Below are 22,121 nucleotides of genomic sequence, written 5' to 3'. Positions count from 1 at the left end.
ATCAGGACGCGGGCGACGCGGGTGTGGCGGGTACGGCTTCGGGCGCCAGCCGCACCGGCGTGGCCTCGCGCAGCTGGCCCACCTGGCCGCCCAGAATGCGCTGGCCCGCCTGCAAGCCCTGGCTGATGGCCACCCAGGTCTTGCCATCACGCTGGCTGCGCGTGCCCAGCAGCACGGGCTGGTGCTGCACCCGCAGCGATTCGCCCGATTCGCCTTGGGGGCTGAGCAGCTGCACATAGGGCTCGGGCTTGTCCGTGCGCACGGCGGCCAGCGGCACGGCAAGGGTCTGCACCTGGCCGGTGGCCAGTTGGCCTTGCAGGTACAGGCCCTGGCGCAGCGCTGGTGTTGCAGCGCCTGCGGGCGCGGCTGGCGGCGCAATGCGCAGGTACACCGTCACGCTGCGGCTGTTGGCATCGGCCTGGGGGTTGATGCGCACCACCTGGGCGCTGATGGTCTGGCCGCTGCCATCGACCTGCAGCTGCGCCGTCTGACCCAGGCGCAGTTGCAGCGAATCGGCGGCGGGTATCTGGGCCTGCAGCTCCAGCTCACGCAGGTCGACGACCTCCAGCACACTGGCGTCGGGACCCACCTTCTCACCATTGCTGACCCATTTGCGGGCCACCTGGCCCTGGATGGGGCTGCGCAGCACGGTATCGCTCAGGTTTTTGCGCAGCACATCGGCCGCCGAGCGCGCTGCCTGGTAGTTGGCCTGCGCGGCCTGCAGCTGCGACTGCGACGATTCCAGCGCCGTGGCCGAGATAAAACCCTGGTTGGCCAACGCCCGGTTGTTGTCGTACTGGCGCTGCTGGATATCTTGCTGCGCACGGGCGGCATCGGCCTGCTGCTGGGCCTGCGCCAGTCGGGCCTGGCTCTCGGTGCTGTCTACGCGTGCGATGACCTCGCCGGCCCGCACCGGGTCGCCTTCGCGCAGCTGCAGCTGCTGCAGCTCACCGGCGATGCGGGCCTTGATGGTGGCGGAGTGCACCGCCTGCACCGTGCCGCTGATGGGCAGGCTCAGCACCAGGGTCTGCGGCGCCACGGTGATCGCGTCGCTCGCGGCCAGTTGGTAGACGGCCTGCGCCTTGGCCTGTTCGGCCTGGGCCAGCGCTTGCTGGCGCTGCTGCTGGGTTTTGACGCCACGCCACAGCCCGCTGGCAAGCAGAGCGACGACCACGGCGGCAGCCAGCCATGGCAGGATGCGCTTCATGGGGCACTGCCCTTGGACGGGTGCCCCATGCCATGCATCAGCGCATCGGCCTGCATCTGCAAGAAGCGGGGGATATCAAAATCGGGATCGGGCAAGCAGATACCGCCGGTGCTTTTGACGCTGGCACAGAAGATCAGCGGGGCCAGCACCAGGGTCACGCCATAGTCCAGATCGATGGGGGCCAACTCACCGCGCTCCATGCCCCGGCGCAGCACGCGCTCGATCAGGCGGTTGCCGGGCAGTACCACTTCCTGGCGGTAGAAGGCCGCGATCTCGGGAAAGTTATGCGCCTCTGCCATCACCAGGTGCGGCAGGCCACAGGCCTTGGTCGAGCCAATGCGCTGCCACCAGACCTCGTAGCAGTAATGGATCAAGGTGGCCGTGTCGTGCTGGTAGGTGTCCAGCTCCAGATCCCACTCGGCAAAGCGGCTGCTGAGCACATGGCGCACCACCGCCTGGAACAGCTCTTGTTTGCTCGGGAAATAAAGAAACAGCGTGCCCTTGGAGACACCGGCCTGGCGGGCCACTTCTTCGACCTTGGTGGCTGCATAGCCTTTGCTGACAAACAGGTCCAGCGCCGCGTCCAGCAGCTCGCCAGGCCGGGCCTCTTTGCGGCGGCTGCGGCGGGGCGCAGGCGTGGCCAAAGCAGGTGGAGAGGGCGGGGTGGACACGGTGGGCAGCGCAATCAAACAGTTAATGACCAATGGGTTAGTAATGTAGGCGGCTGCCCGCCACAAGTCAAGCGAACGACCTGAAACATATAGAGCCAGCGTTGGCATCAGGCTGTCTTTTTCTCTGTTAAAAATGGTCCTGTCTCACGGCTTGCTTCTCAGCGCCGGAGCCGATGTTTTGCCTTAATGTTGCCGGAGTCATCATGTCCAGTGAAAGCCAGTCCCCCGTGGAAAAAATCTATCTTGCCGGAGGTTGTTTTTGGTGCACCGAGGCGGTTTTCGGGAGGGTGCGGGGCGTCGTCAAGGTCGTCAGCGGCTATGCCAATGGCCAGATCGCCAACCCCAGCTACGAACAGGTCTGCACCGGCACGACGGGCCATGCCGAATGCGTGGAACTGAGCTTTGAGCCGCAGGTGCTGCCGCTGGACAAGGTGCTGCACATCTTTTTTGCAACGCATGACCCGACCACGTTGAACCGCCAGGGCAACGACGTGGGGCCGCAGTACCGCAGTGGCATCTACACCACCACGCCCGAGCAGCTGGCCCAGGCCCAGGCCTTCGTCGACAAGCTCAATGCCTCCGGCCAGATGGGCGCGCCGGTGGTCACCGAGGTGGAGCCGCTGCAGCACTTCTGGAATGCCGAGGCGTACCACCAGGACTATTTCGACAACAACCCACGCCAACCCTATTGCACCTATGTGGTGGCGCCCAAGGTCGACAAGCTGGAAACCCGTTTTGCAGACTGGTTGAAGTAGCGCTGCGTGGGTGCTGGGCGCGGGCGATGGGCATAATGCAACACAATTGCATCAAAGCCATTCCGCCCCGCCACCGATGTCCGCCCGTACCCCATCCCCTGCCACTGCCGCCTTGAGCGTACAGTCCCTGCCGCCCGGCATGCGTGCCACGCGCGCTACCAAGGCCTTGCTGGCTCTGGTCGGTGGCCAGCCGGGCGTGCAATGGTCCGTGGCCGAGGTGCAGGCGCGGCTGCAGAAGATGGGCGTCGAGGTCAACCGGGTCACCAGCTACCGCTTGCTCGATCGCCTGGCCGCTGCCGGCAAGCTGGTCAAAAGCGTTGATGCCGAGCGGCTGACGCGCTATGCGCTGCGTGCGGACGCGCCGGAGCCGCTGCAGGTGCGCTATGAATGCACGGACTGCCATTCGGTACAAAGCCTGGCCGAGCAAGCCGGCGACGCGGCCACGGCGCAGGTCAACCAGGCGATGGCGCAGTACCTGCAGGTGCTGCAGGAGCAGGGGCTGGCACCGGAGCAGACCGAGTTGCGCTTGCAGGGCCTCTGCGCCGATTGCAAGCACGAGCACAAGAAAGCCTGATCTCAGCGCTGTTTGCGGCCAATCAGCCCCGTAGACAGCATGGTGCCGCCAATCACCACGGCGCCGCAGCCCAGCATCCAGGCGGTGATGGGCTCCGCCAGAAACCAGTTGCCATAGACCAGCGCAAATACCGGCGCCAGAAAGGTGACCGCAATCGCGCGGCTGGGCCCGGCGGTCTGGATGATCTGGAAATACAGGATGTAGGCCACGCTGGTGCACAGCAGCGCCAAGGCAGCAACGGCCAGCCAGGAGGTCCAGGACGGCGTCTGGCTGGGCCACATCGCAACCGTGGGGACCAGCAGGCACAGGCTGGCACCGATCATGCTGCCGGTGGCCGTGGCCAGTGGCGGCACGCCCACCAGGTAGCGCTTGGCAAAGCTGGCCGCCACGCCATAGCTCAGCGACGCACACAGGCAAGCGGCGATGGCGGCATAGGCGCTCCAGCTGGCAGCGCCTGCGGTGGCCGGCTTGTCATGCAGCGCGAGCAGGGCCACGCCGGTGAACCCGATCAGCAGGCCGGTGACGCGCAGGCCGGTGATGCGGTCACCCAGCCAGAGCCAGGCCACCAAGGCCCCAAACAGCGGAGCACAGGCATTGAGCACCGAGGCCATGCCGGTGGGCATATAGACCACCGCGTAGGCAAACAGTGAAAACGGAATGGCCGAATTGATGATGCCGGAGAACAACACTGGCTTCCAGTGCTGGCGCAGCGCAGGCCATTCGCCACGCATCAGCATCACGGGCAGCAGGAACAGCGCGGCCAGAATGACACGCAGGCCAGCGGTAGGCACCGCCCCGAACTGCGAGGCGCCCAGGCGCATGAAAAGAAAGGACGCGCCCCACAGCACCGCCAGCAGCACAAAAGGGGGCAGCCAGCGGCTGGCGCTGGGCGCCGCCGACAGGTGGGAATGACCAGGGGCGGAGGCAGTCGCTGAGGAAGGGTTGGGGCGCATAGGATCTCGCAAGGGCAGACTGCATGCTAGCGGGCGCCGCGCTGGCCATTGGTGACATTCTTGCGGTGTATTGATGCGTGCCGTGCAAAGGGCAGTGAAAGGGCCGCAGCGGCGCGGCCCATCCGCCTGTGCGCGGGCCCGGTGGCGGGTCTGGCGGCGCTGCGCCCTGGCCGCCAAATGGGCAACTGGCTGGCCCTGGCCCGGAGCGTGCCTACAATAGCTGTCTCGCAGTGATGGCGCGGCTTCTCCAGGAGGCCGTTTTTCATGCCTGTTCTGCGCCAACAACAAGGTGAGTTCTGTGCCGATTTCTTCGACAATCTTCAAAGCCTATGACATCCGCGGCGTCGTGCCGAGCACGCTCAACGAGAGCGTGGCACTGAAGCTGGGCCGCGCATTTGGCCAGCAGGCGATTGCCGCTGGCGAGCTGGTCGTCGCGGTGGGGCGTGACGGGCGGCTGTCCGGCGATGCCTTGAGCCGCGCGCTGATGCAAGGCCTGGTGGAGGCCGGTATCGAGGTGATCGATGTGGGCCGTGTGACCACGCCCATGCTGTACTTTGCCGCCAGCACCTTGTGCCACAGCGGCATCCAGGTGACCGGCAGCCACAACCCCAAGGACTACAACGGCTTCAAGATGGTGCTGGCCGGCCGCGCCATCTATGGCGAAGAGATCCAGAAGCTGCGCCAGATCATGGAAAAGGAATGCTGGCGCTTCCAGGGCGGCGGCAAGCTGCGCGAGGAGGATGTGACGGCAGCCTACGTCGAGCGCATCGTCTCCGACATCAAGCTGGCCCGCCCGATGAAAATTGTCGTGGACAGCGGCAACGGCATTGCCGGTGCCACCGCGCCGGGCATCTTCCGCGCGCTGGGCTGCGAGGTGACCGAGCTGTTCTCCGAGGTGGATGGCAATTTCCCCAACCACCATCCGGACCCCAGCAAGCCCGAGAACCTGCGTGACCTGATCGAGGCACTGCAGACCGGCGATGCCGAGCTCGGCCTGGCCTTTGACGGCGACGGCGACCGCCTGGGCATCGTGACCAAGGATGGCCAGAACATCTACCCCGACCGCCAGATGATGCTGTTTGCCCAGGACGTGCTCTCGCGCGTGCCTGGTGGCGAGATCGTCTACGACGTCAAGTGCTCGCAGCGCCTGGCGCCGGCCATCGAGGCCGCAGGTGGCAAACCGGTGATGTACAAGACCGGGCATTCGCTGATCAAGGCGCGCATGCGCGAGACCAATGCGCCGTTGGGCGGCGAGATGAGCGGCCATATCTTCTTCAAGGAGCGATGGTACGGCTTTGACGACGGCACCTATGCCGGCTGCCGCCTGCTGGAGATCCTCAGCAAGGCGCAAAATCCTTGCGCACTGCTGCATGCGCTGCCCAGCAGCTACAGCACGCCCGAGCTCAATGTGGAATGCCAGGAGGGCGAACCGCACAAGCTCAGCGCCCAGCTGCAGGAGATGGCGGCCGATGTGTTCAGCGAACACGCCCAGATCAATACGATTGACGGGCTGCGGGTGGACTGGCCCGATGGTTTTGGCCTGATCCGTGCGAGCAACACCACGCCGGTGCTGGTGCTGCGCTTTGAAGGCCACACGCAGGCAGCGTTGCACCGCATCCAGAACGAGATGAAAGCGCTGCTGCTCAAGGTCAAGCCCGATGCCGTGGTCGGCAGCGCCTCGCACTAAGGCGCGGCCAAGTCCATGGGTCTGAGCCTGATGCTCTACGGCTGGGTGGCACGGCTTGCCCGCCCGCTGGTGCGGCGCAAGCTGGCGCGCCGCGCGGTGCGGGAGCCCGGCTACGCCCAGATGGTGGAGCAGCGTTTTGGCGATTACGGCGATCTGCCGCGCTACCGGGCGGTGCCCGAGATGCCGCTGGTCTGGATCCATGCGGTATCGCTGGGCGAGACCCGCGCTGCGGCCATCCTGCTGCGCGAGTTGCGGCTGCAGATACCCGCATTGCGCCTGCTGCTGACCCACGGCACGGCCACCGGCCGTGAGGAGGGGCGAAAGCTGCTGCTGCCTGGCGATATCCAGGTCTGGCAGCCCTGGGATGACCGCGCCAGCGTCAACGCGTTTTTGCGCCATTTCCGGCCCTCGATCGGCATTCTGATGGAGACGGAGATGTGGCCGGGCCTGGCTGCTGGCTGCCAGCGCGAGCATGTGCCACTGGTGCTGGCCAATGCCCGGCTCAACGAGAAATCGCTGCGCGGTGCCCAGCGCCTGGCCTGGCTGGCGCGCCCGGCCTACCAAAGCCTGCGCTCGGTGATCGCGCAGACCGAGGCCGATGCCGCACGCCTGCGCGCCGCAGGGGCCGAGGTCACCGCCGTGCTGGGCAACCTCAAATTCGATGTCGAACCCGATGCGGCGCAACTGGCCCAGGGCCAGTCCTGGCACCAGGCGGCAGGCAAGCCGGTGGTGATGCTGGCCAGCAGCCGGGAGGGCGAGGAGGCCCTGTGGCTGCAGGCGCTGGCACAGCTGCGCAGCAGCGGCCCGGAAGCGGCAGCGAAGGTGCAATGGCTGCTGGTGCCGCGCCACCCGCAGCGTTTTGACGAGATTGTGCAACTGCTGCAGCGTGCCGGTTTGCAGGTATCACGACGCAGCCAGTGGCATGAGGGGCCGCAGCCTGCCGATGTGTGGCTGGGCGACAGCATGGGCGAGATGCAGCTGTACTACGGTCTGGCCGATGTGGCGATGCTGGGCGGCAGCTTTGCGCCTCTGGGCGGCCAGAACCTGATCGAGGCGGCCGCCTGCGGCTGCCCGGTGGTGATGGGCCCGCACACCTTCAACTTTGCGCAGGCGGCCGACAGCAGTGTGCAAGCCGGTGCCGGGCTGCGCGTGCCAGGCATGGACGAAGGTCTGCAGCAGGCCGTGGCCATTGCCACCGACAGGGCCAGCCACAGCCGCATGCGCCGCGCAGCGCTGCAGTTTGCGCAGGCGCACCGGGGTGCTGCCAAGGCGAGCGCGCAGCTGGTGGCTGCCGTGCTGGAGTCGACGGACGGTTTTGTCAACTCGAGCTTCGAGGCCTCGCTGTTCGACGAGGATTCTGCCTAGCCAGACCAGGCTTTCAGGCCCTGGAGCGGGTGGCAAAGGCCAGCACAAAGGTCAGCGCCAGGGTGGGCAAGGCCGATCCCGCTTGCGGCGCCCAGGCGGCCAGGCCGTGGTAGAGCGCAATTCCACCCAGCCACAGCGCCAGGGGCAGCAGGTGCACGCCAGCCTGCGCATTGCCAGGCTGGTAGCCACCCCAGGACAGGCGGCCCAGAATCACGCCAAACAGCGGCACAAAGATGGAGCTGAGGATCAGCAAAAAGGGCTCGAGGCTGTGCATCGGCAGCACCACGGCCAGCGCAGTGCTGGCTACAGCCATCGCAATGCCCCAGCCGCGCACGCCCCAGCGCGGAAGCAGACTGTGGGCCGATACTGCGCCCGAGTAGGCATCGCCATAGGCATTGTCCACCTCATCGAGCAGCACCAGCGACAGCGCAATCAAGCCGCCCTGGGCCAGCAGCAACGCGGCAACCAGGTCGGTGCTGGGCAGCACCAGGGCCACCAGCACGCCCAGTGCATAGCACCAGATATTGGCAATGCCAAAACCGATCCAGGTGCCGGCCATGGCGCTGCGGCCATTGCGCCCATAGCGGGCATAGTCGGCCACCAGCGGCAGCCAGGAAATGGGCATGGCCACCACCAGGTCGAGTGCGGGCATCACGCCCATGCCGCCGGCGCCGGGACGGCTCCACAATGCAGGCAGGCCCTGCTGCACTGCCATGCCCACAAACTGCCAGCTCAGCCACAGCAGCGACAGCACCACCAGCGGCAGCGCGATGCGCGAGATCAGCTGGCGCACCAGCCGCACCATGGAGCCGGTCATCAGCGCCACCAGCAGCCCGCCCCAGAGCAGGGTCGCCAGCCAGGGCCAGTACGCCGCCTGCATGCCGCCGGCCTGGCGGCCAATGGCCACCGTGGATTCGCGCATCACGACCAGCTCGAAAGCACCCCAGCCCAGCAGTTGCACGATATTGAGCAGTACCGGCAGCTTGGCAAAGTGGCGGCCATAGACATGGTGGATCAGCGCGGCGCTCGACAGCCCCGTGTCGCATCCGATCTTGCCCACCCAGGCCAGCAGACCCGCTCCCACCACCGAGCCGCCGATGATCGCCATCAGGGCCTGCTGCGTGGACAGCGCGGGCATCAGATAGGCGCCGACCTGCATCACCAGCAGTCCCACGCCCAGGCTGAACCACAGCGAGGCCAGATGCCAGCCGTTGAAAACACGCTCTTGCGCAGTGACGGGATGGAGGGCGAGGTTGGAGGCGGACGATGCGTTGGCAGTCATGGTCTGTTATTTTTTGGAGTGCTGCGAAAGAGGCGGCTGCGCAGGGCGGCCCCGGGCGCCTAGAAGTGCCGCTATTGTGCCCAGCCTGCAAGACCCTGGGCGCATATGGACGATCGTTGCCAGGTTGCCGCGCGCGCAGGCCGCCCACCCTCGCTCGGGTTGACTACAATCGCCTCCGAGATGACGATACAGACCGACCCGACTACCTGGATGCGCGAGGGCGTGAGCCCCAGCTGCGTGGTGCTGCCTTCGCGCGGCGGCGGGCTGCTGCTGGATTTTCTGGCCCAGCGCCTGCCCCTGGTCACTGCTGCGCAGTGGCGCGAGCGCATGCAGGCGGGTGATGTGGTCGATGGAACACGCCGGACCTTGGGGCCGGTGCAGGCCTTTGTACCCGGCATGCGGGTGTACTACTGGCGCAAGGTGGAGCGCGAGCTGCCCATCCCTTTCGATGCCGATGTGCTGTACGAAGACGAGCGCCTGCTGCTGGTGGACAAACCGCATTTTCTGCCGGTGCTGCCCACCGGCAAGTATGTGCAGAACTCATTGCTGGTGCGGCTGAAGAATGCGACCGGCAATGCCCATCTCTCCCCGCTGCACCGTATCGACCGCGACACTGCCGGGCTGCTGCTGCTGTCCAAGGATGCGGCCACGCGTGGCCAGTACCAGGCCTTGTTCCGCGACCGGGCGATGGACAAGACCTATGAGGCGGTGGCGCCGTGGCGGGCAGACCTGGTGTTTCCGCGCGAGCACCGCAGCCGCATGGAAGAGAGCCAGCGCTTTTTTCTGATGCACGAGGTGGCTGGCGTGCCCAACAGCCACAGCCATATGGAGCTGCTGGAGCAGCAGGGCGCCTGGGCGCGCTACGGTCTCAAGCCCGTCAGCGGCAAGCGCCACCAGCTGCGTGTGCACATGGCGGCCTTGGGGCTGCCGATCCGCAACGATGCCTTCTACCCCGATGTCAATGATCCGCCAGAGGGTGATTTCTCGCGGCCCTTGCAGCTGCTGGCACGCGAGCTGCGCTTTACCGATCCGGTGACCGGGCAGGCGCATGTGTTCTGCAGCCGGCGCCAGTTGCTGCCGCTGGTGGGCTGAAAAACAAAGCCGCCTGGGCGGCGGCTTGGTGGGATATGGACCAGATCGCTCCGCATCAGCGGCTGAGCGTACCCATGGCCTCGCCCAGCCGCACGGGCTTGGCCGCTGCCCAGTCGGGGTTGAAAGTGCTCTTGCCTTCGGGCAGCAGCAGCACGATGGTCGAGCCCAGCAGAAAGCGGCCCATCTCATCGCCTTGCTCCAGGACGATCGGCTGGGTCTGGTAGTCCCAGCTGCGCACCTTGCGCGAGCGCGGGGGATTCACCTGGCCATGCCAGGTCGTGTACATGCTGCCCACGATGGTGGCGCCGACCAGCACCATGACGACAGGCCCGATGCGCGATTCAAACACGCAGACCACGCGCTCATTGCGTGCAAACAGGCCGGGCACGCCACGCGCGGTGACCGGGTTCACCGAAAACAGATCACCCGGAACATAGAGCATCTTTTGCAGCTTGGCGCGCAACGGCATATGGATGCGGTGGTAGTCGCGGGGGCTCAGATAAATGGTGGCGAACTGGCCGTTGGTGAACTGCGCGGCCAGCTGTGCATCGCCGCCGAGCAACGCCGTGGTGCTGTAGCTGTGGCCCTTGGCCTGGAAGATCTGGTCCTGTGCGATGGCGCCGCACTGACTGATGGCGCCGTCGACCGGGCAGACCAGATCGGCCTGGGCCATCGGCCGCACGCCTTGGCGCAGCTCCCGGGTGAAGAAGTCGTTGAAGCTCTTGTACTGCGCGATATCGGGCTGCGCTGCCTCATCCATGTTGACCTGGTACTTGCCGACAAACCAGCGGATGAAGCTGGTGGTTGCGCCGCCCAGCTCCGCCGATGCCAATGAGCCGGCCAGCGCGGTCATCCATTTCTTGGGCATCAGGTATTGGGGCAAAACAGCAATTCGATCGCGCATGGTCAGGGCCGTCACAGTAAACCGCCGATTCTATCGACACTGTGTCGTTCGAATGACAAATTGCGTTGTGAAATGCAGCTTTTGTCGGTCATGTGCTGACAATTTGTCGCCAAATGCCTGGTGGCGATGACGATGCCGCCAGCAGGGGTGACAGCAGCGGCTGGGTCTGTAGTCCGGGGCCTGATTATGATGGCGGACCTCCCGCCTTCATCTCGACTTCTGCCGCGCCATGTCTTCTGCACGTCCGCCATCGCCACCCAGATTTTCGCCGGGCACCACCAGCCGCCGCGCGCGGCTGCAGCTGTGGTGGCGCAACTTTCTGCCATCGGCCGCGCATGTCAACGGGCTGGAGCTGGCGCGCATGGTGGTGGGCGCGATGGTGGTGCTGTGGCTGACCGGTCTGGCCAGCCAGACCTGGGGCCAGCATGACCACACCCCCTGGCTGTTTGCCGCGATGGGGGCCAGCGCCTTGCTGCTGATAGGCACGCCATCCAGCCCGATGGCGCAACCCTGGCCGGTGATTGGCGGCTCGCTGCTGTCGGCGCTGGCGGGATGGGTCGCAGTGCTGGTGTTTCCCGATCCGCTGCTGGCTGCGGCGGTGGCGGTGGGTCTTGCCATCATGGTGATGGTGGTGCTGCGTTGCCTGCACCCGCCGGGCGCTGCGCTGGCCATGTGGATGGCCATCCAGGGCTGGCACGATGTGTCGATCCTGCTCAACCCGGTGGCGCTGAACCTGGTCGTTCTGGTGCTGCTGGCCACCGCCTACAACCGGATGACCGGCAAGCGCTACCCCGCGCCCCAGCACAGCCAGAAGCCGCAGGCAGTGCAGCCATCGCGCGCGTCCAGCGCACACATCGAGGGCGGCGATCTGGATGAAGCACTGGCGCGGTTCAACGGCGTGCTGGATGTGAGCCGCGCCGATCTGGAAGCGCTGCTGCAGGGCGCTAGCCAGGCGGCCTTCAAGCGCACGCTGGGCAATGTGCGCTGCGAGGATGTGATGTCCCATCCAGTGCATGCTACGCGGCCGGAGAGCAGCATCAAGGATGCCTGGTCGCTGATGCAGCAGCACCGGGTCAAGGCCTTGCCGGTGGTCGATGCTGCGCAGCGGGTGGTGGGCATCATCACCGCCACCGATCTGCTCAACCATGCGCTGACCGCCACCCCGGCCGCGTTCAGCAGCAAGCTCAAGCACTGGGTGCTGCGCAAGAAAGACGCCGGCCAGCTGGTGGGCGACCTGATGACGGCCGAGGTCTCCCAGGTAGGCAGCTACGACCGCATGGTGGACCTGATTGCGGTCTTCTCGCGCGCCAAGCTGCACCATGTGCCGGTCGTCAACCAGCAGGGCAAGCTGGTGGGCATCATCTCCCAGACCGATCTGATGCGCGAGATGGCGGCGGCGCTGTCGCTGCCGCGTGACGATGCCTGAGCGGAAGTTTGAGTAATCGCCAAGAATTAGCAAAGCCCTGCAGTAGCGATGCTGCAGGGCTTTGCTCTTCAGAACGGGGACTCCGCCCTGGGGCTTGATCGCGGGGCTGGAAAACCTCTGCAGAACCCTCGTCCGACGCAGGGAGTTTGCAGAGGGTTCCCAAGCCCCGCTACCTTCGCAGCACCAGCCAGCTGAAGGCGCCCAGTGACAGCAGCGAGTAGATCAGTCCCGGCGCAGCAGCAGTCAGCATCGGGTGCCAGTTCTGCAGGTTGCCGGCAAAGCCGAACACGTTGTTCAGCAGGAAGAAGCTGATGCCGGCCATCACGCCGCCAAACACATAGCCGGTGATGCCGCCCGAGCGGAAGTGCAGGTAGGCAAAGGGCAGGGCGAGCACGACCATCACCAGGCAGCTGATGGGGTAGAACACCTTGCGCCACAGCTCGATCTCATAGCGCTGCGCACTTTGGCCGTTGGCCTGCAGGTGGCTGACGTAGAGGAAAAGGTCGTAGGTACTCATCTGGTCGGGCTTGAGCACGGCGGCGGCCACCATGCTGCTGGTCACGGACGTCGGCCAGTCCATCGTCTCCAGGTTCTTGACTTCGACACGCGCCTGGCGCTGGTCGCCCAGGTAGTAACGCTGCTCCTGGATGTGGTGCAACTGCCAGACGCCAGTGCCAAACTTGCCACCGGCAGCGGTCAGCTGCATCTGGATGCGGCCCTGGTCATCGAAACTGTAGACCCGCACACGCTGCAGATCGCCTTCGGGCGAGATGGCGCGCACATTGATGGCGGCCATGCCGTCCTCGCGCTTCTCGCGCAGCCAGGCGCCGGTGCGGCCGGTGCTCAGCTGGCCAAAGCGCTGGGCACGCACCAGCTGGCTCGCCTGCTCGCCGGCGGGCGCCACATAGTCGCCGATCGCAAAGGTCAGCACGACGAAAGCCAGGCCAATGCTCAGCAGGCTGCCCAGTGCCTGCCAGGGGCCCAGGCCGCTGGTGCGCAGGATGGTGAACTCCGAGGTCTGCGCCATGCGCGCCATCACAAAGATCGTGCCGATCAGCACCGTGATCGGAAGCAGCTCGTAGATGTGGTTGGGGATGTTGAGCGCCACGCTCAACAGCGCATCCTTGAGCTCATAGGTGCCGGTGCCGATCCAGCGGAACTCGTCGACGAGGTCAAAGAAAAAGAACAGCGCCAGGAACGCGAGGGTGACAAAGCCGACAGTCACGGCGATGTCCCGGTAGATCATTTTGCGGAAGGTCTTCATGCGCGGCTCCCCTTGCGGCGTACCCATTGCAGGAGCGAGAATTGCTGGTTGCGGCTGAGCAGCAAGGTCCAGGCGAGCAGGGCGGTCAAGCCGTGGATAAGAACGAATGAGAGCGGCAGCGAGGCTTTGCCCGAAGACACCCAGTTCTGGGCAAAGGTCATGAGGTTGTAATAGACGATGAAGGCAAACAGCGCAAACACCAGGCTGCTGCTGCGGCCCGCCCGCGGGTTGACGCTGGCCATGGCCAGGCCCAGCACGACAAAGTTGAGCGCGGCAATCGCCAGACCCAGGCGGTAGCCCAGCTCGCCCAGCAGGCGGGGCTCCTCACTGGCCATCAGCTGGCGGGTGGGGATGTTCTTGACGGCGCCCATGTCATTGGGGTCGATCGTGGCAGCACTGCCGATGCGGGTGCCGTATTCCTTGAAGTCACTGACCTTCAGCCCGGGGTTGTCCTTGGTCTTCTCGACGCGCTGGCCATCATTGAGCACGGCGACGCGCGCATTCTCCTGCACTTCCAGGTGTGCGCTCTTGGCGGTGGTGACGGTGTCCTTCTTCTCCTCGTTGGTCACGATGAAGACATTGCTCGCTTCGAGGTCCGAGTTGCGATCGCGGTCGATGAAGAACACGCGCGAGCCGTCCGACGATTCCTGGAATTCCCCTGGCGCGATGCGGTCGACGTCGCCGCGCTGTTCATACTGGGCGCGAAGCTGCACAATCTGCTGGTTGGCCCAGGGCCATACCAGCAGGGCCAGCACGGCGATGACCACCATGATCGGCCAGGAAAAGCGCATCAGCGGACGCAGAAAGCTGACCAGGCTTTGCCCACTGCTGAACCACACGGCCATTTCGCTGTCGCGGTACATGCGCGACAAGGTCGCCACCACGGCGATGAACAGGCAGAGGCTCAAAATGGTCGGCAGCTGGCCCAGCACGGTATAACCCATCACCAGCAACACATCGGAAGGGTTGACGCTGCCGCGCGAGGCCTGGCCCAGCACTTTGATGAGCATCATCGTCATCACCACAGTCACGAGCACCACCAAGGTGGCGCCAAAGCTGCGGGATAGCTCTTTACGGATCGAGGAATCGAATAACATTGGCGAGAAGGAAAGCACCGATTATGAACTTTGAACTCAAAACTCTGGATTTGGCTTCGGCCGCATTGCAGTCCGGCGATCTGCTGATCGTGCTGGTAGCCGACAAGCAGCCCAAAACCAGTGATGCATTGTCCACCCTGATTGCGCACGCGCAGAAAAATGGTGATTTTGAGGCAAAAACCGGCAAGTTGCTGGCCATGTATGCGGTGCCCGCCATTGAAGCCCGCCATTTGTTGCTGTTGGGCGTGGGCGACGGTTCGCCCCAGGCCGTGCGCCAGGCGCTGGCGGCCGTTTCTGGCCCGCTGACGCGCGAGGGCATCGGGCGCGCTGCCGTGGTCAGTGCCCAGCCGTTGGCCGACGCCGCTTTGCACGCGCTCGTGCAATGCCTGGCCGACAGCACCTATCTTTACCGCACCACCAAGCCGTCGGCCAAGGCGGTGGGACTCCAGTCCGTGGTGCTGGGCGCGCCCAATGCCCCGGCGCTGGGCCAGGCGTTTGAAGTGGCCAAGGCCACCGCGCAAGGCGTGGCCTTTGCCCGCGAATGGGCGAACCGCCCCGCCAACTACGCGACCCCCAAGCTGCTGGCCGAGGCAGCTGAGTCGCTGGCTGCTGATCACAAACGCATCAAGTGCAAGATCCACAAGCCCGAGGACGTGGCCAAACTGGGCATGGGCTCATTCATGGCCGTGGCCCAGGGCTCCAAGGAGCCGCTGCGCTTCATCGAGCTGCACTACCACGGCGCCAACAAGGACAGCCAGCCGGTGGTGCTGGTCGGCAAGGGCATCACCTTTGATACCGGCGGCATCTCGATCAAGCCTGCGGGCGACATGGACGAGATGAAGTACGACATGGGCGGCGCCGCCAGCGTGCTGGGCACCTTCCGTGCGCTGGCCGAGTTGAAGCCCGAGATCAATGTGGTCGGCCTGATTCCCGCCTGCGAGAACATGCCTGATGGCGCGGCTGTCAAGCCCGGTGATGTGGTCACCAGCATGAGCGGCCAGACCATTGAGATCCTGAACACCGATGCCGAAGGCCGCCTCGTGCTCTGCGACGCGCTGACGTATGCCCAGCGGTTCTCGCCCAGCGCCGTGGTCGATATCGCCACCTTGACTGGAGCCTGCGTGATCGCGCTGGGTGCGCAGCGCAGTGGCCTGTTTTCGAACAACGACGCACTGGCCCAGGCGCTGCAGACCGCCGGCGACCAGGCGCAGGACCACTGCTGGCGCATGCCGCTGGATGACGAATATGCCGAAGGCCTGAAGACCAACTTTGCCGATGTGGCCAATGTGGGTGGCCGCCCGGCGGGGGCCATCACGGCCGCCAAGTTCCTGCAGCGCTTTGTCGGCACCATGGCCTGGGCGCATCTGGACATTGCCGGCACCGCCTGGCGCGGCGGCGCCAAGAAGGGCGCCACGGGCCGCCCCGTGGGCTTGCTGCTGCAGTACCTGCTGAGCAGCGCCCAGAGCGCAGCGCCTGCCGAGCAAGCCAAGACCGTCAAGCCTGCCAAGGCCAGCAAGACAGACAAGCCTGTGGTGCTGGACAAGCCGGGCAAGGCGGCGGTCAATATCGACGGCGCTGACAAGGCGGACGCCCAGTAAGCACAGCCTGCCTTATGACGACCTCGACGACGGTAGCGTTTCACTTCAACGCGCCCAGCAAGCTGGCCTATGCCTGCAAGCTGGCGCGCAAGCTCCAGCGCATGGACATTCCGCTGGTGGTCCTTGGTGAGCCGGCCATGGTAGCCCAGCTCGATGAGGCCCTGTGGTCCTTTGGCGGTGCCAGCCAGTTTCTGGCCCACTGCCGGGGAGACGCGGAGATGGATGTGCTGCAGCGCTCGCCGACGGTGCTGGTCAGCGATCTGGCGGGCAGCCTGCCGCACACCAGGGTGCTGCTCAACCTGGGCACGCAGATGCCTGCCGACGTGACCCGCTTCGAGCGGGTGATCGAGGTGGTCAGCGCCGACGATGAGCAGGACCGGCAGCAGGCACGGGCGCGCTGGCGCGCCTATGCGGCCATGGGGTACGACATCGAGCGCCGCGATCTGGTGATGAAGACGGAGGACTGAGCCATGACCGAGTCCCGCATTCCCCCGAAGTTTGTGCCCACGCTGACCGAGGAAGCCGCACAGGACGCGGCCGACGCGCTGGCCCAGGGGGTGCCCGCTGGGCCAGCCGCTGCCGCTGCCGCAGCGGCTGACAGCACACCGTCCAGTGTCGACGTGTTGCGCAGGCGCCGCGATACCGATGCACCGGCCTCTGGCGCATGGGCAGCGCCGGTGCCTGCTGACGATATTGCTGATCTGCCGACCTACAGCGGCTGGGCGCAACAGACCGATGCGGCGCTGCCGCTGGGCAGTGGCGCGCAGGGCTGGGCAGCGCCTGAACCCGTGCAAGGCGAGCGTGCAGACACGCATGACCTGGTGCCAGCCTTGGCGCCAGCGCCGTTCACCGCGCTGCTGGCCGGGGCCGGGGCGGTGGTGGATGACAGCGCGGGCCTGGCGGCACCCGGCCATGTGCAAAGCTCGCAAGGGGCCGAAGGCGCCGGGGTGACCGATGCCGCCAGCCAACTGGTTGAATCGGCTGCCGAAACGGCCCAGGCGCTGGAAGACGCCATCACCCGCCGGGTGACGCGGCGTGTGCAGGAGACCCTGGATACGCGGCTGTCGGCTGCGGTGCTCAAGGTGGTGGAGCAGCAGACGGCGTTGCTGCAATCGTCGCTGCAGCTGGAGATCGACACGACCATCCGTGAGGCAGTGGCGGACGCCGTGGCTGGCATTCTGCGCGAATCCCGCGGAAAAGGCGGATAGCCATCTGCTTTTTGATATCAAAAATGACCTGCTGAAATAACCGGCGGTTGTAAAGAACTAAAATTTCGTTCTTTGCTGCTGTCTGTTGCATCGCTTACAGTACGGCTATTCACGGTTTTTCAAGCGCCCGCTTCAAGCTGCAGGGCGCTTTCTTTATTCCAATGATTGAACTACGGGGTATCACCCAAACCTATCCGGGCAAAAATGGTCCGGTCCAAGCACTGCGCGGTGTCGATCTGAGCATTGCCGCTGGTGAAGTGTTTGGCATCATCGGACGCAGCGGGGCGGGCAAGAGCTCGCTGGTGCGCAATATCAACCTGCTCAACCGCCCGACCACGGGCCAGGTGGTCGTCAATGGCAAGGAACTGACGGCGATGGACGACGCGCAGCTGCGCGCCGCGCGCCGTGAGATCGGCATGGTGTTCCAGCACTTCAACCTGCTGTCGTCCCGCACGGTGTTTGACAACGCCGCGCTGCCACTGGAGCTGGCCGGCATGGGCAAGGCCGCGATCAAAAAGCGCGTGGACCCGTTGCTGGACCTGGTGGGCCTGGCGGCGCTGAGCGACCGCTACCCCGCGCAGTTGTCTGGCGGCCAGAAGCAGCGCGTGGGCATTGCACGCGCTTTGACCAGCGAGCCCAAGGTGTTGCTGAGCGATGAGGCCACCTCGGCGCTCGACCCGGAAACCACCCGCTCGGTGCTGGCCCTGCTCAAGCAGATCAACAAGGACATGGGCCTGACCGTGGTGCTGATCACGCACCAGATGCAGGTGGTCAAGCAGATCGCCGACCGCGTGGCGGTGATGGAGGCGGGCAAGGTGGTGGAGATGGGCTCAGTCATCGACGTCTTCACCCGCCCACAGCAACCCATCACCAAGAGCCTGATCGACGAGATCGTGCCCCAGGAGCTGCCCGCCAGCGTCATCGACCGGGTGCGCAGCCTCAATGGCGCGCTGTCCAGCGGCCAGGGCAAGCTGCTGCGCCTGTCCTATGCCGGCAACCTGGCCTACCAGCCCATTCTCTCGCGCCTGATCCGTGACTTTGGCCTGGATGTGAGCATTCTCAACGGCCAGGTCGATGAGATCCAGGACCAGACCTTCGGCTTTCTGGCGGTTTACGCCAGCGGCGATCTGGCCCAGCTCAACGCCGCAGTGGAAGCGCTGCGCGCCTCGGGCGTGATGGTGCAGGAAGTCAATACCGAGGCCTCGGCCGCCTAACACCCGCAAAGAGGTCATCGATGTTTGAGAATTTTTCTGAAATGATGCTGCAGCTGTTTGCCACCTCGTTGTGGGAAACGCTGATCATGGTCGGCATATCCGGCGTGGCCGGCGCGCTGATCGGCATTCCGCTGGGTGTGTTCCTGCGCCTGACGGACCATGGCGGCATCCTGCAAAACGGCGCCGCCAATAAGATCGTCGGCTGGCTTGTGAATGCCGTGCGCTCCACGCCCTTCATCATCTTGCTGGTGGCGATCATCCCGTTCACCCGCTTCATCACCGGCTCGTCCATCGGCACGGCCGCAGCCATTGTGCCGCTGACCCTGGCCGCAGCACCTTTCATCGCCCGCCTGGTGGAGACCTCGCTGCGTGAAGTGGACCATGGCCTGGTCGAAGCCGCGCAAGCCATGGGTGCGACCTCCTGGCAAATCGTCTGGAAGGTGCTGCTGCCCGAGGCGCTGCCGGGCATCGTCGCAGGTCTGACGATCAGCTTTGTCTCGCTGACTGGCTACTCGGCGATGGCCGGGGCCATTGGTGGTGGCGGCCTGGGCGACCTGGGTATCCGCTATGGTTACCAGCGCTTCCTGCCGGACATCATGCTGGCTGTGGTCGTCATCCTGATCGTCTTTGTGCAGCTGGTGCAAAGCCTGGGTGACTGGGCGGTGCGCCGCCTGAGCCACAAGTAATCCGCTGCTCCAAACGGTGGCCCCAGCCCATGTGCACTGCGCATGGGCTTTTTTCATCGGCAGCGGCGGCTGTCGCCCAAGGGCGTTGCACGCTGTGGGCTCTGCCTACAATGCAGCATTGCCCACGCCTTGGAGACCGCCATGAATGCCGCCTTGCCCACTGCCACCGCACATGCCTTGCCGCTGCAGGCGCTGGACCCGGCGCAATGGCTGCGGGCCAAGCCCTTGCTCGACGAGAACTGGATCCATGCCCACCCGGCGCTGGCGCGCGCCTTGCCGGTGGTGCTGGCCCGTGATGTCGGTCAGGACTGGCACAAGGCCGGCACCTTTCGCCACCATCTGCTGGGGGTGACGCGCACGCTGCAGCTGTGGCAGCAGCCCGAGGATGTCAAACTGCTGGGACTGCTGCACAGCGTCTATGGCAACGCCTTTGTAGACCTGGTCAAGTTCGATGCGAGCAGCGAGCGCAGCCAGCTCGCGGCGCTGGTGGGCGAGCCGGCCGAGCAGCTGGTCTACGAGTTCTGTATTCTCTCGCGCGCCCAGTTTGTACAGAAGGTGCTGGCCGGTGCCATCGAGCCCGATGGCGCCGTGCTGCTGGACCACCAGGGCGCGCCACGCCGCGTCGAACCCTATACCGTGGCGGCGTTCATCATCGTCAGCATGGCCGACACCATCGAGCAGTGGTTCAGCTGGCAGGATGACATTTTCTCCAGCTTTCCGCAGGTGCCCCAGCGCCCGCAAAAGGCGCACTGGATGGCCTCGCTCTGGCCCGGCCCGATGCGGCCTAGCGGGCGCATGCTGTCGCAGATTGCCAGCCTGGGTCTGGCCTTGCAGCACCCGGGCTTGCAGGGCCTGCTGCCCACGCCGCCGGTGTTTGCCAACTGCACGCTGGGCCTGAGCGCGGCGGCCGATGCGGCGGCCGCGTCGCTGTACTGGTCGGTGATCCAGCAGGACCAGCCGCTGACCGATCTGGATGTGGCCACCGGCGTGCTGGAGCAGGCGGTGCAGCTCAATCCCTGGGTGGGCGAGCCGCAGATGGTGCTGGCCCAGCTTTACCTCAGCGCCGGGCGTGATGCCGATGCGCTGGCCGCTGCCGACAGCGCGCTGCAGTGCTTCAGCCAATGGGGCAATGCCTGGGACAAGCGCGTGCAATGGGATGCCTGGGTCGCCTGGACCCGCATCCTGCAGCAGCACGCCAGGAATGGCAACTGGCCCGAGCGCCTGGACAAGCTCAACAATGTCGCGCTGCGGCCGGAGTGACAGCGGTTTGGCAGCGGTGGGCAGGTTGTAAGCAAATGGCAAAAAGTTCTTTGTTGCGTTGCAAAATCGGGCGTACATTTCGGTATCGCATTTGAAAGGTATCGCTCCCGTGCAAAAACGTACATTGCTGCAATCCGTGCTGGCCCTGGCTTTGGCCGTCGGTGTTTCTGGCGCCGCAGTCGCACAAGACAAGGAAATCAAGATCGGCGTGACCGCCGGCCCCCACGGCCAGATCATGGAGCAGGTCAAGAAGATTGCCGAAAAAGACGGCCTGAAGATCAAGGTCATCGAGTTCAGCGACTATATCCAGCCCAACGCCGCGCTGCAGTCCGGCGAGCTCGATGCCAACAGCTACCAGCACAAGCCTTATCTGGATGCCCAGATCAAGGACCGTGGTTACAAGTTTGTCGCGGCGGCCGATACGGTCAATTTCCCGATCGGCATCTACTCCAAGAAGATCAAGAAGATCGACGAGCTCAAAGAGGGCGCGCGTTTCGGTCTGCCTAATGACCCGACAAATGGCGGCCGCGTGCTGCTGCTGCTGCAGGCCAATGGTCTGATCAAGCTCAAGGAAAGCGCTGGCTTGAAGGCCACGCCGCTCGATGTGATCGAGAACCCCAAGAAGCTGCGCTTTGTCGAGCTGGACGCCGCCCAGCTGCCGCGCTCGCTGGACGACCTGGATGCTGCTGCGATCAACACCAATTTCGCGATCTCGGCGGGTTTGAACCCCAAGTCCGATGCGATCGTCCTCGAGAGCGCCAAGAACCCCTATGTCAACATTCTGGTGATCCGCGAAGCCGACAAGAACCAGCCCTGGGTGGCCAAGCTGGTCAAGGCCTACCACAGCGAAGAGATCCGCAAGTTTGTCGACACCCAGTTCAAGGGTTCCGTGATGCCCGGCTTCTAAGCCCAGCACGCCCCAGCAAAAAGCCTCGCAGGTCACCGCTGCGAGGCTTTTGCTTTTAAGCGGTGTATCCAGCTCGGCGCTTCAGCTGCGCACTGGTGGTTTGGCCTTGGCGCGTTTGCTGCCGGGCACGACGGCCTGGGACGTTTCTGCCGGCAGGGGCTCGACCTTGACAATGGCCAGCGACATATTGTCGCCCGAGCCCGAGGCGCGCATGCGGGCGCGCTCGATCAGGAACTGGCTGGCCTCACGGGGCGAGAGCAGGCGCGTGATGGAGGAGAGCTCGTCGGGCGAGAAGTAATGCCAGATGCCGTCACTGCAGGCCAGCAGCACATCGCCTTGCTTGAGCATCGGAATGCGGTGGTGGATCAGCGGCGGGTCTTCGGCAGTGCCCAGGCAGTGCAGCAAGATATTCGATTGCGGGTGGTAGCGCGCTTCTTCGAGCGTCAGCTGCCCTTGGTCGACCAGGGTCTGCACATAGGAGTGGTCGCTGGTCTGGTAGAGCAGCTGTCCATCGCGGAAGTGGTAGATGCGCGAATCGCCCGAGTGCACCCAAGCACAGGCGCTGTTGGGCAGGATCAGAAAGGCGGCAATCGTGCTGTGGGGCTCCTGCTCGGCGGCAATCGCCACCAGGCGGATCAGCAAATGGGCCTCGAGCACCAGGTTGCCCAGCATTTCTTCGGCGCTGTCCGTCTCTGGCGAGTAGCGCTCGAACACCTGCTTGGCTGTCAGCATGACCTGGTCCGACGCGGCACGCCCGCCGCTGCGGCCACCCATGCCATCGGCCACCACCGCCAGTACACAACCCTTGGCGCGCGGGTGGGCGAGCATGATGACCTGGTCCTGCTGGTAGGGACGGTCGCCTTTGTGCAGGCCGGTGGCGGCAGAGAGACGGTAGCTATGGCTCATGCGCGAGGAGGGGTATGCCGTATGCAAGCTCGTTGAAGGGAAGGGGAATCATAGAACAGATTGCC

Annotated in this window: 21 protein-coding genes; 13 read left to right on the top strand and 8 right to left on the bottom strand. The window is 65.0% G+C overall.

The genetic code is table 11. The features are described from left to right. Position 1: 1 nt before the first annotated feature. Positions 2-1,207: an efflux RND transporter periplasmic adaptor subunit gene (locus ACCQ08_RS15600; RefSeq protein WP_373450305.1), complete on the bottom strand. Its 1,206-nt coding sequence runs from the start codon at positions 1,205-1,207 to the stop codon at positions 2-4. After that, positions 1,204-1,878: a TetR/AcrR family transcriptional regulator gene (locus ACCQ08_RS15595; protein ID WP_239811837.1), complete on the bottom strand. Its 675-nt coding sequence runs from the start codon at positions 1,876-1,878 to the stop codon at positions 1,204-1,206. The genes ACCQ08_RS15600 and ACCQ08_RS15595 overlap by 4 nt, the downstream gene beginning before the upstream one ends. A 203-nt stretch (positions 1,879-2,081) precedes the next feature. Between ACCQ08_RS15595 and msrA the strand changes: the two genes are divergently transcribed. Both msrA and ACCQ08_RS15585 read left to right on the top strand, forming a co-directional pair. Further along, the gene (gene msrA, locus ACCQ08_RS15590) at positions 2,082-2,633 is read left to right on the top strand and encodes a peptide-methionine (S)-S-oxide reductase MsrA (RefSeq protein ID WP_239811838.1); all 552 of its coding nucleotides are present in this window, start codon (positions 2,082-2,084) and stop codon (positions 2,631-2,633) included. A gap of 76 nt (positions 2,634-2,709) precedes the next feature. After that, positions 2,710-3,207 (top strand): Fur family transcriptional regulator, encoded by a 498-nt coding sequence (locus ACCQ08_RS15585; RefSeq protein ID WP_239811839.1) that lies wholly within the window; start codon positions 2,710-2,712, stop codon positions 3,205-3,207. Between the two features lie 2 nt (positions 3,208-3,209). Here the strand turns inward: ACCQ08_RS15585 and ACCQ08_RS15580 are convergent, their stop codons facing one another. After that, positions 3,210-4,160: a DMT family transporter gene (locus tag ACCQ08_RS15580; protein ID WP_373450304.1), complete on the bottom strand. Its 951-nt coding sequence runs from the start codon at positions 4,158-4,160 to the stop codon at positions 3,210-3,212. 298 nt (positions 4,161-4,458) lie between these two features. Here ACCQ08_RS15580 and ACCQ08_RS15575 point away from each other — a divergent pair, with 298 nt between their 5' ends. Both ACCQ08_RS15575 and ACCQ08_RS15570 read left to right on the top strand, forming a co-directional pair. Further along, positions 4,459-5,847 carry a phosphomannomutase/phosphoglucomutase gene (locus tag ACCQ08_RS15575; RefSeq protein ID WP_373450303.1) on the top strand — a complete coding sequence of 463 codons (1,389 nt, stop codon included), beginning with the start codon at positions 4,459-4,461 and terminating at the stop codon, positions 5,845-5,847. Positions 5,848-5,862: 15 nt separating this feature from the next. Next, the gene (locus ACCQ08_RS15570) at positions 5,863-7,212 is read left to right on the top strand and encodes a 3-deoxy-D-manno-octulosonic acid transferase (protein WP_373450302.1); all 1,350 of its coding nucleotides are present in this window, start codon (positions 5,863-5,865) and stop codon (positions 7,210-7,212) included. Between the two features lie 13 nt (positions 7,213-7,225). On the opposite strand, the gene ACCQ08_RS15565 is transcribed toward ACCQ08_RS15570, so the two are convergent. After that, positions 7,226-8,494, bottom strand: a complete 1,269-nt coding sequence (locus ACCQ08_RS15565) for a cytosine permease (protein WP_373450301.1) — start codon at positions 8,492-8,494, stop codon at positions 7,226-7,228. 180 nt (positions 8,495-8,674) lie between these two features. On the opposite strand from ACCQ08_RS15565, the gene ACCQ08_RS15560 reads away from it, so the two are divergent. Then, positions 8,675-9,586, top strand: a complete 912-nt coding sequence (locus ACCQ08_RS15560; protein ID WP_373450300.1) for a pseudouridine synthase — start codon at positions 8,675-8,677, stop codon at positions 9,584-9,586. 55 nt (positions 9,587-9,641) lie between these two features. Here the strand turns inward: ACCQ08_RS15560 and asd are convergent, their stop codons facing one another. Then, positions 9,642-10,490 carry an archaetidylserine decarboxylase gene (asd, locus tag ACCQ08_RS15555; protein ID WP_312408998.1) on the bottom strand — a complete coding sequence of 283 codons (849 nt, stop codon included), beginning with the start codon at positions 10,488-10,490 and terminating at the stop codon, positions 9,642-9,644. Positions 10,491-10,719: 229 nt separating this feature from the next. Here asd and ACCQ08_RS15550 point away from each other — a divergent pair, with 229 nt between their 5' ends. Then, a complete protein-coding gene (locus ACCQ08_RS15550) occupies positions 10,720-11,916 on the top strand; it encodes an HPP family protein (protein ID WP_373450299.1) in 1,197 nt (398 codons plus the stop codon). Positions 11,917-12,085: 169 nt separating this feature from the next. Here the strand turns inward: ACCQ08_RS15550 and lptG are convergent, their stop codons facing one another. Both lptG and lptF read right to left on the bottom strand, forming a co-directional pair. Continuing rightward, positions 12,086-13,180 carry an LPS export ABC transporter permease LptG gene (gene lptG / locus ACCQ08_RS15545; protein WP_373450298.1) on the bottom strand — a complete coding sequence of 365 codons (1,095 nt, stop codon included), beginning with the start codon at positions 13,178-13,180 and terminating at the stop codon, positions 12,086-12,088. Then, a complete protein-coding gene (gene lptF / locus ACCQ08_RS15540) occupies positions 13,177-14,277 on the bottom strand; it encodes an LPS export ABC transporter permease LptF (RefSeq protein ID WP_373450297.1) in 1,101 nt (366 codons plus the stop codon). Before lptF ends, lptG begins: the two co-directional genes overlap by 4 nt. 23 nt (positions 14,278-14,300) lie before the next feature. On the opposite strand from lptF, the gene ACCQ08_RS15535 reads away from it, so the two are divergent. The 7 genes from ACCQ08_RS15535 (at position 14,301) to ACCQ08_RS15505 (ending at position 21,150) form a co-directional block, all read left to right on the top strand. Next, the gene (locus ACCQ08_RS15535; protein ID WP_239811848.1) at positions 14,301-15,875 is read left to right on the top strand and encodes a leucyl aminopeptidase; all 1,575 of its coding nucleotides are present in this window, start codon (positions 14,301-14,303) and stop codon (positions 15,873-15,875) included. A gap of 14 nt (positions 15,876-15,889) precedes the next feature. Then, complete coding sequence (locus tag ACCQ08_RS15530; RefSeq protein ID WP_239811849.1) at positions 15,890-16,342, top strand: DNA polymerase III subunit chi; 453 nt, start codon at positions 15,890-15,892, stop codon at positions 16,340-16,342. 3 nt (positions 16,343-16,345) lie between these two features. Beyond that, positions 16,346-17,083, top strand: a complete 738-nt coding sequence (locus ACCQ08_RS15525; protein WP_373450296.1) for a hypothetical protein — start codon at positions 16,346-16,348, stop codon at positions 17,081-17,083. 161 nt (positions 17,084-17,244) lie between these two features. Further along, a complete protein-coding gene (locus tag ACCQ08_RS15520; RefSeq protein ID WP_239811851.1) occupies positions 17,245-18,297 on the top strand; it encodes a methionine ABC transporter ATP-binding protein in 1,053 nt (350 codons plus the stop codon). 20 nt (positions 18,298-18,317) lie between these two features. Continuing rightward, positions 18,318-18,983 carry a methionine ABC transporter permease gene (locus tag ACCQ08_RS15515; RefSeq protein WP_239811852.1) on the top strand — a complete coding sequence of 222 codons (666 nt, stop codon included), beginning with the start codon at positions 18,318-18,320 and terminating at the stop codon, positions 18,981-18,983. Between the two features lie 141 nt (positions 18,984-19,124). Continuing rightward, on the top strand, positions 19,125-20,243 hold the full coding sequence (locus ACCQ08_RS15510) for a DUF6817 domain-containing protein (RefSeq protein WP_312461722.1): 1,119 nt from the start codon (positions 19,125-19,127) through the stop codon (positions 20,241-20,243). Positions 20,244-20,352: 109 nt separating this feature from the next. Further along, positions 20,353-21,150 (top strand): MetQ/NlpA family ABC transporter substrate-binding protein, encoded by a 798-nt coding sequence (locus tag ACCQ08_RS15505; RefSeq protein ID WP_369459363.1) that lies wholly within the window; start codon positions 20,353-20,355, stop codon positions 21,148-21,150. Between the two features lie 81 nt (positions 21,151-21,231). Here ACCQ08_RS15505 and ACCQ08_RS15500 read toward each other — a convergent pair whose 3' ends face one another. Beyond that, positions 21,232-22,056, bottom strand: coding sequence for a PP2C family serine/threonine-protein phosphatase (locus ACCQ08_RS15500; protein ID WP_373450295.1), 825 nt, complete (start codon positions 22,054-22,056; stop codon positions 21,232-21,234). Positions 22,057-22,121 lie beyond the last annotated feature (65 nt).

The organism is Comamonas sp. SY3 (assembly GCF_041730275.1).
GTDB classification, from domain to species: domain Bacteria; phylum Pseudomonadota; class Gammaproteobacteria; order Burkholderiales; family Burkholderiaceae_C; genus Comamonas; species Comamonas sediminis.
Note: the sequence above shows the minus strand (reverse complement) of the source record. Positions and strands in the feature narration are given on the sequence as shown.

Bases quoted from the DNA above. Each gene is read 5' to 3' on its own strand.
- ACCQ08_RS15535 (WP_239811848.1), top strand. From the start codon at position 14,301: ATGAACTTTGAACTCAAAACTCTGGATTTGGCTTCGGCCGCATTGCAG.
- ACCQ08_RS15565 (WP_373450301.1), bottom strand. From the start codon at position 8,494: ATGACTGCCAACGCATCGTCCGCCTCCAACCTCGCCCTCCATCCCGTC.
- ACCQ08_RS15570 (WP_373450302.1), top strand. From the start codon at position 5,863: ATGGGTCTGAGCCTGATGCTCTACGGCTGGGTGGCACGGCTTGCCCGC.
- ACCQ08_RS15550 (WP_373450299.1), top strand. From the start codon at position 10,720: ATGTCTTCTGCACGTCCGCCATCGCCACCCAGATTTTCGCCGGGCACC.
- ACCQ08_RS15510 (WP_312461722.1), top strand. From the start codon at position 19,125: ATGAATGCCGCCTTGCCCACTGCCACCGCACATGCCTTGCCGCTGCAG.
- ACCQ08_RS15585 (WP_239811839.1), top strand. From the start codon at position 2,710: ATGTCCGCCCGTACCCCATCCCCTGCCACTGCCGCCTTGAGCGTACAG.
- ACCQ08_RS15500 (WP_373450295.1), bottom strand. From the start codon at position 22,056: ATGAGCCATAGCTACCGTCTCTCTGCCGCCACCGGCCTGCACAAAGGC.
- ACCQ08_RS15530 (WP_239811849.1), top strand. From the start codon at position 15,890: ATGACGACCTCGACGACGGTAGCGTTTCACTTCAACGCGCCCAGCAAG.
- lptG (WP_373450298.1), bottom strand. From the start codon at position 13,180: ATGAAGACCTTCCGCAAAATGATCTACCGGGACATCGCCGTGACTGTC.
- ACCQ08_RS15515 (WP_239811852.1), top strand. From the start codon at position 18,318: ATGTTTGAGAATTTTTCTGAAATGATGCTGCAGCTGTTTGCCACCTCG.
- ACCQ08_RS15520 (WP_239811851.1), top strand. From the start codon at position 17,245: ATGATTGAACTACGGGGTATCACCCAAACCTATCCGGGCAAAAATGGT.
- ACCQ08_RS15600 (WP_373450305.1), bottom strand. From the start codon at position 1,207: ATGAAGCGCATCCTGCCATGGCTGGCTGCCGCCGTGGTCGTCGCTCTG.
- asd (WP_312408998.1), bottom strand. From the start codon at position 10,490: ATGCGCGATCGAATTGCTGTTTTGCCCCAATACCTGATGCCCAAGAAA.
- ACCQ08_RS15525 (WP_373450296.1), top strand. From the start codon at position 16,346: ATGACCGAGTCCCGCATTCCCCCGAAGTTTGTGCCCACGCTGACCGAG.
- ACCQ08_RS15580 (WP_373450304.1), bottom strand. From the start codon at position 4,160: ATGCGCCCCAACCCTTCCTCAGCGACTGCCTCCGCCCCTGGTCATTCC.
- lptF (WP_373450297.1), bottom strand. From the start codon at position 14,277: ATGTTATTCGATTCCTCGATCCGTAAAGAGCTATCCCGCAGCTTTGGC.
- msrA (WP_239811838.1), top strand. From the start codon at position 2,082: ATGTCCAGTGAAAGCCAGTCCCCCGTGGAAAAAATCTATCTTGCCGGA.
- ACCQ08_RS15560 (WP_373450300.1), top strand. From the start codon at position 8,675: ATGACGATACAGACCGACCCGACTACCTGGATGCGCGAGGGCGTGAGC.